At 65.9% G+C, this 6,839-nt stretch carries 6 protein-coding genes; 4 read left to right on the forward strand and 2 right to left on the reverse strand.

What is annotated here, in order from left to right:
• Together nifU and IN820_RS18660 are read right to left on the reverse strand one after the other, a co-directional pair.
• On the reverse strand, positions 1-951 hold the full coding sequence (nifU, locus tag IN820_RS18655) for a Fe-S cluster assembly protein NifU (protein ID WP_193682387.1): 951 nt from the start codon (positions 949-951) through the stop codon (positions 1-3).
• 87 nt (positions 952-1,038) lie between these two features.
• A complete protein-coding gene (locus tag IN820_RS18660) occupies positions 1,039-1,362 on the reverse strand; it encodes a HesB/IscA family protein (protein WP_193682388.1) in 324 nt (107 codons plus the stop codon).
• 400 nt (positions 1,363-1,762) lie between these two features.
• On the opposite strand from IN820_RS18660, the gene IN820_RS18665 reads away from it, so the two are divergent.
• The 4 genes from IN820_RS18665 to IN820_RS22720 form a co-directional block, all read left to right on the forward strand.
• Entirely contained in the window at positions 1,763-2,542 is a 780-nt protein-coding gene (locus IN820_RS18665; RefSeq protein WP_193682389.1) for a TOBE domain-containing protein, read from the forward strand.
• A 279-nt stretch (positions 2,543-2,821) separates the two neighbouring features.
• Positions 2,822-4,804, forward strand: coding sequence for a TonB-dependent receptor plug domain-containing protein (locus IN820_RS18670; RefSeq protein WP_193682390.1), 1,983 nt, complete (start codon positions 2,822-2,824; stop codon positions 4,802-4,804).
• A gap of 15 nt (positions 4,805-4,819) precedes the next feature.
• On the forward strand, positions 4,820-6,127 hold the full coding sequence (locus IN820_RS18675; protein WP_193682391.1) for an ABC transporter substrate-binding protein: 1,308 nt from the start codon (positions 4,820-4,822) through the stop codon (positions 6,125-6,127).
• A partial coding sequence (locus tag IN820_RS22720; RefSeq protein WP_328822114.1) for a di-heme oxidoredictase family protein occupies positions 6,124-6,839 on the forward strand: 716 nt, incomplete at its 3' end. The genes IN820_RS18675 and IN820_RS22720, both read left to right, overlap by 4 nt.

Below are 6,839 nucleotides of genomic sequence, written 5' to 3' on the forward strand. Positions count from 1 at the left end.
TCACACCTCCGCCATCTGGCTGTGAGCCGCCGAACTGACCGGGACCACCTTGACGAATTCGCCGAGTTCCTCGATCAGCCGTTGCTGGATACCGGACAGCGTCATGCTGGCCATCTGGCAACCGGTGCAGGCACCGGTCAGCTTGACGTAGATGTTCTTGCCCTCGACATCCAGCAACTCGACATCGCCGTGGTCGCGCTGCAGCGTCGGGCGGATCGACTCGAGCACCGTTTCGATACGCCGAATGCGCTGCAGGGTGGTCATGCGCGGCGCGGCGGGCGCCGTCTGCTCCGTCTGCGGGGTCTCCAGGGTCACCAGCGGCGCCTTGGCCTTCTTCTTCGCCGCCTTGGCGCCAGTGCCAGCCGGCACGAAGATTTCGCCGCGAGCGGCCAGTTCCTCGACGAGCAGGCGCTCGATGCCTTCGTGGCAGGACGAGCAGCCACCGCCGGCCTTGGTGTAGTTGGTCACGTCCTCGACGCTGGAGAGGTGGTTGGCGCGGATCGTCTCGCGCACCATCACCTCGTCGATGGCGAAGCACTTGCATACCAGCGCGCCTTCCTCGTGGTCGTCCTCGAGCGTTTCTCCGCGGTAATTGGCCACCGCCGCCTGCAGGGCCTCGCGGCCCATCACCGAACAATGCATCTTCTCCGGCGGCAGGCCGTCGAGGAAATCGGCGATGTCCTGGTTGCTGATCTTCAGCGCCTCATCGACGGTCAGTCCCTTGATCATCTCGGTCAGCGCCGAGCTTGATGCGATCGCCGAACCGCAGCCGAAGGTCTGGAAGCCGGCGTCGAGAATCACGTCGGTGTCAGGGTCGACCTTCAGCGACAGCCGCAGGGCATCGCCGCAACTCAGCGAGCCGACGTCGCCGACGGCATTGGCCTCGGCGACCGCGCCGGCGTTCTTCGGGTTGTAGAAGTGTTCTTTGACCTTTTCCGAATAATCCCACATGACGGCTGATCTCCCGGTGAATACTGGGCGGCCGGTCTTGGCCGGTCGCCTCGAGTGGCCAGCGCCCGCTCGGAACTCGAGCGGACGCTAGCAGGCGAAGGACTTGCCGCAGTTGCAACCGCTGCTGGCGTTCGGGTTGACGAAGGTGAAGCCGCTGCCTTCCATGCTGTCGACGAAGTCCATGGTCACGCCGTCGAGCAGCGGTGCGCTGGCGTCGTCGACCAGCACGGTGAAGGCGCCGCAGTCGACCCGCTGGTCTCCGTCGAGGCCTTGTTCTTCCAGCTTCAGGCTGTATTTCAGCCCCGCACAGCCGCCGCCCTCGACGCTGATGCGCAAGCCGGCGGTGGGCTTGTCGGCGTTGCTGATGAAGCGGCTAACCGCGCTCTTGGCGCTCTCGGTCAAAGTAATCATCGGCATATCTCCTCGGCTGAACGCGGCTGCCTGGGGCAACCTGTGCCAGGTGAATTGCAACCGCCATGCCACTGCCGAGAAGGAGCGAAATACGATGATTATCAACAAGTTGTAATAAGAGGGAGGCGAGGCCGGGTGTCGCGAACAGGACCTGCCGAAGCGGAATGTCACCTTTGCTACAAGCCCCACCCGACCGGACAGGCGATCGAAACTTCTGGCTTCGGCCTGTTTACTTATATACAAAACGACATAGATAAGCCCCACCTGTCATGACCCGAACACTCACGGATCCGCCAAGCAGAAGGCCAACCCCTTGAAAAACCCGCGTTTTCTCCCGAACGACGGCATGGCGATGCTTTTTGCAGACTGAAGCGAGACCGTATTTCCCAGGAGCCCTTCCATGAACGTCCCTCCATTACAGATACAGATACAGATGCCCAGCGACCGCCAGCCCGGGCCCATACCCCTGCGCAACGCCGAGCGCAGCCTCGAGCTCCTGGCATCGATCGAGGCATCCGGCTCCATCAGCCGCGCCGCCAAGCAGATCCGGCTCAGCTACAAGAACGCCTGGGACTGCGTGGACGCCATGAACAACCTGTCCCAGGCGCCCTTGATCGACTATTCGGCCGAAGGCGGCACCCACCTGACCGAATACGGAAGACGCCTACTGGAGGCCTGGCACCAGTTGCAGGAAACGCCCCCATCCGCCGAGCCGATGGAAGCGGTCGAAATCCAGCGGCAATTGCGCGCGCTGTCGCTCAGGACCAGCGCGCGCAACCAGTACCGCGGGCGCATCACCCGCATCGAGCGAGATGCCATCGAAGGCTGCGTAACGCTGGATATCGGCGAGGGCGTGACGCTGCAGGCGACATTGTCGGGTGACAGCCTGGAAGAGATGCAACTGCATGAGGGCTCGATGGCCATGGCCCTGATCAAGGCCGACTTCGTGATGCTGTCGCCCGATCCCGAGGTGCGGATCAGCGCCCGCAACCGCCTGCACGGCAAGCTGCTGAGCCTGATCCCGGGTGTCGTGCGCAGCGAAGTCAAGCTGCGCCTGTCGCCGGGCCGCACGCTGACCGCCCTGGTGACCAATGCCAGCGTCGCCGAACTGGAACTGGGCACCGGCCAGGACTGCACCGCCCTGATCAAGGCCTCGCACGTCATTATCGCCGTCGATTGATCGGCTCCGCCCGTCGGTATCGAGCCACGGCAGGGCCGGCAATGACCGGCGACGAGGTCATGTCCGCATTGCGACAAAATTTAACGATATAGTGTCTTATATAAAACATTTTTGCGATCAGCGTGCACCGAACGCTCAAAGCAGCATTACCACTCAAAAGCAACCTATTGTTCAGCAAGGTTTTATAAATCCTGAAATGAAGATTTATCCGTTTGGCATGGCTTGTGCTCATTTATCTATATAAAAAATGAACATAAACACAGAGCCAACGGAGCCCCCATGCTTACCCAGCGTTTCCACTTCCTGTTGTTCACAGGTGCCCTGGGCATATCCACGCTCGCCCATGCAGCACCGATCGACCTGGGCAGCGTCGTCATCGTCGACAACCGCGGCGAAGACAGCCTGAGCGGAACCCACGTGGTCACCCGCGAACAGATCCGCGCCCATGACCGCGAAACCCTCGGCACGGCGCTCGAGTTGCTCCCGGGCGTGACCCTCAGCCGCGGTGGCGCACGCAACGAAGAGATGGTCCGGGTGCGCGGTTTCGATTTGCGCCAGGTCCCCATCTTTATCGACGGTATTCCTATCTACGTGCCCTACGATGGCTACGCGGACCTCGGCCGCTTCACCACTTTCGATCTGGAGCGTGTCGAAGTGGCCAAGGGCTTCAGCTCCATGATCTACGGGCCGAACACCCTGGGCGGCGCGATCAACCTGATCACCCGCAAACCGCAGCGGGCCTTCGAGGGCGAGGTCGGCGGGGGCCTGTCCTTCACCGATCATGGTGAACGCAACGCCTGGCGGACCTACGCCAACCTGGGCAGCAACCAGGGCAACTGGTACCTGCAGGCCGGCCTGTCCTACCTGGACGAAGACTATTTCCGTCTGCCCGGCAGCTTCGACACGGCGCCCTACCAGGCCGAAGGCCGCCGCCACAACAGCTACCGGACCGACCAGAAGGCATCCTTCAAGCTGGGCCTGACGCCCAACGACAGCGACGAGTACATGCTCGGCTACGTGCGCCAGGAAGGTGAAAAGGGCAATCCGCCCTATGCCGGCCGCCTGAGCAGCAGCCGCTACTGGCAGTGGCCGACCTGGGACAAGACCAGCGTCTACCTGGGCAGCAGCACCGGCCTGGGCGACCACCGGCTGAAATTCCGCGCCTACCACGACACTTACGAGAACTCGCTGTTCGCCTACGACGATGCCAGCTACAGCGCCCAGAACACCCCGCGCGCCTTCCGCAGCTGGTACGGCGACTACAGCAACGGCCTGAGCCTGGAAGACCAGTGGCAGATGACCTCGCGCGACCTGCTGCGCCTGGCCTACCACTACAAGGAAGACGTGCACCGCGAACACGATGCCGGCGAGCCCTGGCAGCGCTTCGAGGACCGCACCCAGTCGCTGGCCGCCGAGTACAGCCGCGAGCTGAGCGACAGCCTGACTTTGGTGGCCGGTTTCGGCCATGACCGCCGCGATGGCCGCAAGGCGCAGAACTACACCGTCTCCACCGGCCTGGTGGACGAGGACGGCGGGCGCAACCACAGCAACAACGGCCAGCTCGGCCTGTTCTACCGGCCGGATGCGGACAGCCAGTGGCGGCTCAGCGTGGCCCGCAAGAGCCGCTTCGCCACCATCAAGGATCGCTACTCCTACCGCATGGGTACGGCAGTGCCCAACCCCGGGCTGAAATCCGAACACGCCACCCACTTCGAAGTGGGCCATAGCCGGGCCCTGGGCGCCGGCTGGCAAATGGATATGGCCGTGTTCCGCAGCCATATCGACGACCTGCTGCAATCGGTGCGGATCGACGACTCGCGCTGCTCCAGCCCGCCGTGCTCGCAGATGCAGAACGTCGACCAGGCGCGGGTCAACGGCCTGGAGCTGGTGCTGGACGGCCAGTTGCAGGGCTGGGACATCGCCTTCAACTACCTCTACCTGGACCGGCAGAACCGCTCCGACGACAGCGTACGGCTGACCGACACGCCCCGGCACAAGGCCTTCGCCAGCCTGGGCCGGACCTTTGGTCCCTGGGAGCTGCTGCTGAGCGCCGATGCCGCCTCGCGCCGCTACAGCTCCAGCGACGGCGTGCAGGTGGCGGACGGTTTCGCCGTCTACCGCCTCAAGGGCAGCTACCACTTCGACGACGGACTCACCCTGAGCACCAGCGTGCACAACCTGTTCGACCGCGAATACGCCTACAGCGAAGGCTATCCCGAGCCGGGCCGCACCTTTCTCGTCCAGGCCAACCTGACCTTCTGATCCGGAGCACTCGTCATGCCACACCTCATGAATCGCCGACGCCTGCTCGGCGGCCTGGCCGGCCTCGGCCTCGCTTGCGCGGCGCGCCCGCTGCTGGCCGGCACGCCGCGCGAACTGGTGATCCTCAGCAGCTACCCGGAACCGGTCATCGCCGCCTTCGAGGCCGCCTTCGAGCGCCTTTATCCGCAGTACCGGATGAACCTGGTCTGGCGCCGCCCGCACGACGCCCTCGAACAGCTTTCGCAGCCCGGACAGGGTGGCGTGGACGTCTACTGGGCCGCCTCGCCGCGCACCTTCGAGGCCTTGCGCCAGGCCGGCGCCTGGCGGCCGCTGACGATCGACCGCGCCGGCCTGCCCGAGCACGTCGGCGCCCTGCCCCTGGTCGGACCGGATGCCCATTACCTGGCCACCGAAATCGCCGGTTACGGCTTCGCCATCGATCCACGCCAGCTCGCCGAACTGGGCGTGGATACGCCAGTCGACTGGGCGGACCTGGCCAATCCGCGCCTGGCCGGACGCATCGCCCTGCCGGTGCCGAGCCGGGTCGGCTTCGCCCCGGTGATGGTGGACATCGTCCTGCAGGCCTATGGCTGGGAGCGCGGCTGGGCACTCTGGAGCGAGATCGCCGGGCTGTCCTACCTGATCGAGCGCGGCTCGACCTTCGTCAGCGACGAGGTAGGCAGCGAACGGGCGGCGGTCGGCCTGTCCATCGACTTCTTCGTCGCCTCGGCGATCGCCGGCGGCGCGCCCCTGCAGTTCATCTATCCGGCGCACGGCGGGCTCAATCCCGGCCATATCGCGATCACCGCCAGCACGCAGAAGCCGGAGGCGGCCGAAGCCTTCGTCGCCTTCGTGCTGTCGGCAACGGGGCAGAAACTGCTGGCCGCCCCGGACATCCGCAAGCTGCCGGTACGCCCCTCCGTCTATACGGACCTGCCGGCCGGCTACCATGATCCGTTCCGCGCCGCCGCGGCCGGCGCCTATGCCTATCGGCCCGATCCGGCGAGCGGCCGCCTCGGGCTGTTGGCGGCGCTGTTCGAACAGCTGCTGGTGAGCCGGCATGCCGAGCTTCGCCAGTTGTGGGCGGACCTGCATGCCCGGGAACGCCGCGAAGGCCGCCGCCTGGAAGCGGTCCGCCAGTTGCTCGGCACGCCGCCGATCGATGCGCACCAGGCCGCCGATCCGGCCCTGCTCGCCGCCTGGCGCAGCGAGGCGCAAGGGACATCCCGGGCAACCGACGATCAGCAGCGCGAATGGGCCCGGCAGGTGGCACAGCGGCAGCACCAGGCCGCCGTCCTGCTGGCAGGGATGGCCAGCGCATGAAATCCGCCCTGCTGCTGGGCGGGCTGCTGCTGACGAGTGGCATGGCCTCGGCCACGGAGAACGACAGCAAGATCGAACATTCCCTGGTCGCCGCCGAAGCCGTGGCGCGCCAGGCCCTCGACCGGCCCATGCCGGGCCTGGACCCGGCACAACGCCCCCGCTTCGCCGACGGACGCAGCCTATTCCGCCAGGTCTGGGTGGTGGCGCCATCGCGGGATACCGACATCGACGGACTCGGCCCGCTGTACAACCGCCCCGCCTGCAGCTCCTGCCATCCGGCCAACGGTCGCGGCCGGGCGCCGGATTCACCCGGGGAACGCATGCGCGAGATGCTGGTACGACTGTCCGTACCCGGCGCCGGCGACCATGGCGCGCCCCGCCCGCATCCGGTCTACGGCGACCAGCTCAACGAGACGGGGATTCCCGGCGTGCCGGGCGAGGGCCGGGCGGCGCTGCACTGGCAGTCGAGCACCTTCACCTTTGCCGACGGCGAGACCGTCGAATTGCGCCAGCCCCGGCTCGAGTTTCGCGAACTCGCCTACGGTCCGCTCGATGGCGTGCTGACCTCGCCACGTGTCGGCCCGGCGATGCTCGGGCTCGGCCTGCTGGATGCCGTGGCGACCGCCGACCTGCAGGCGATGGCGGCGCAGCCGGGAGCGGACGGCGTGCAGGGCCGGGTCAACCGGGTCTGGAACGCCAGCAGCGGCCGCCT

The organism is Pseudomonas lopnurensis (assembly GCF_015070855.1).
Lineage (GTDB): Bacteria > Pseudomonadota > Gammaproteobacteria > Pseudomonadales > Pseudomonadaceae > Stutzerimonas > Stutzerimonas lopnurensis.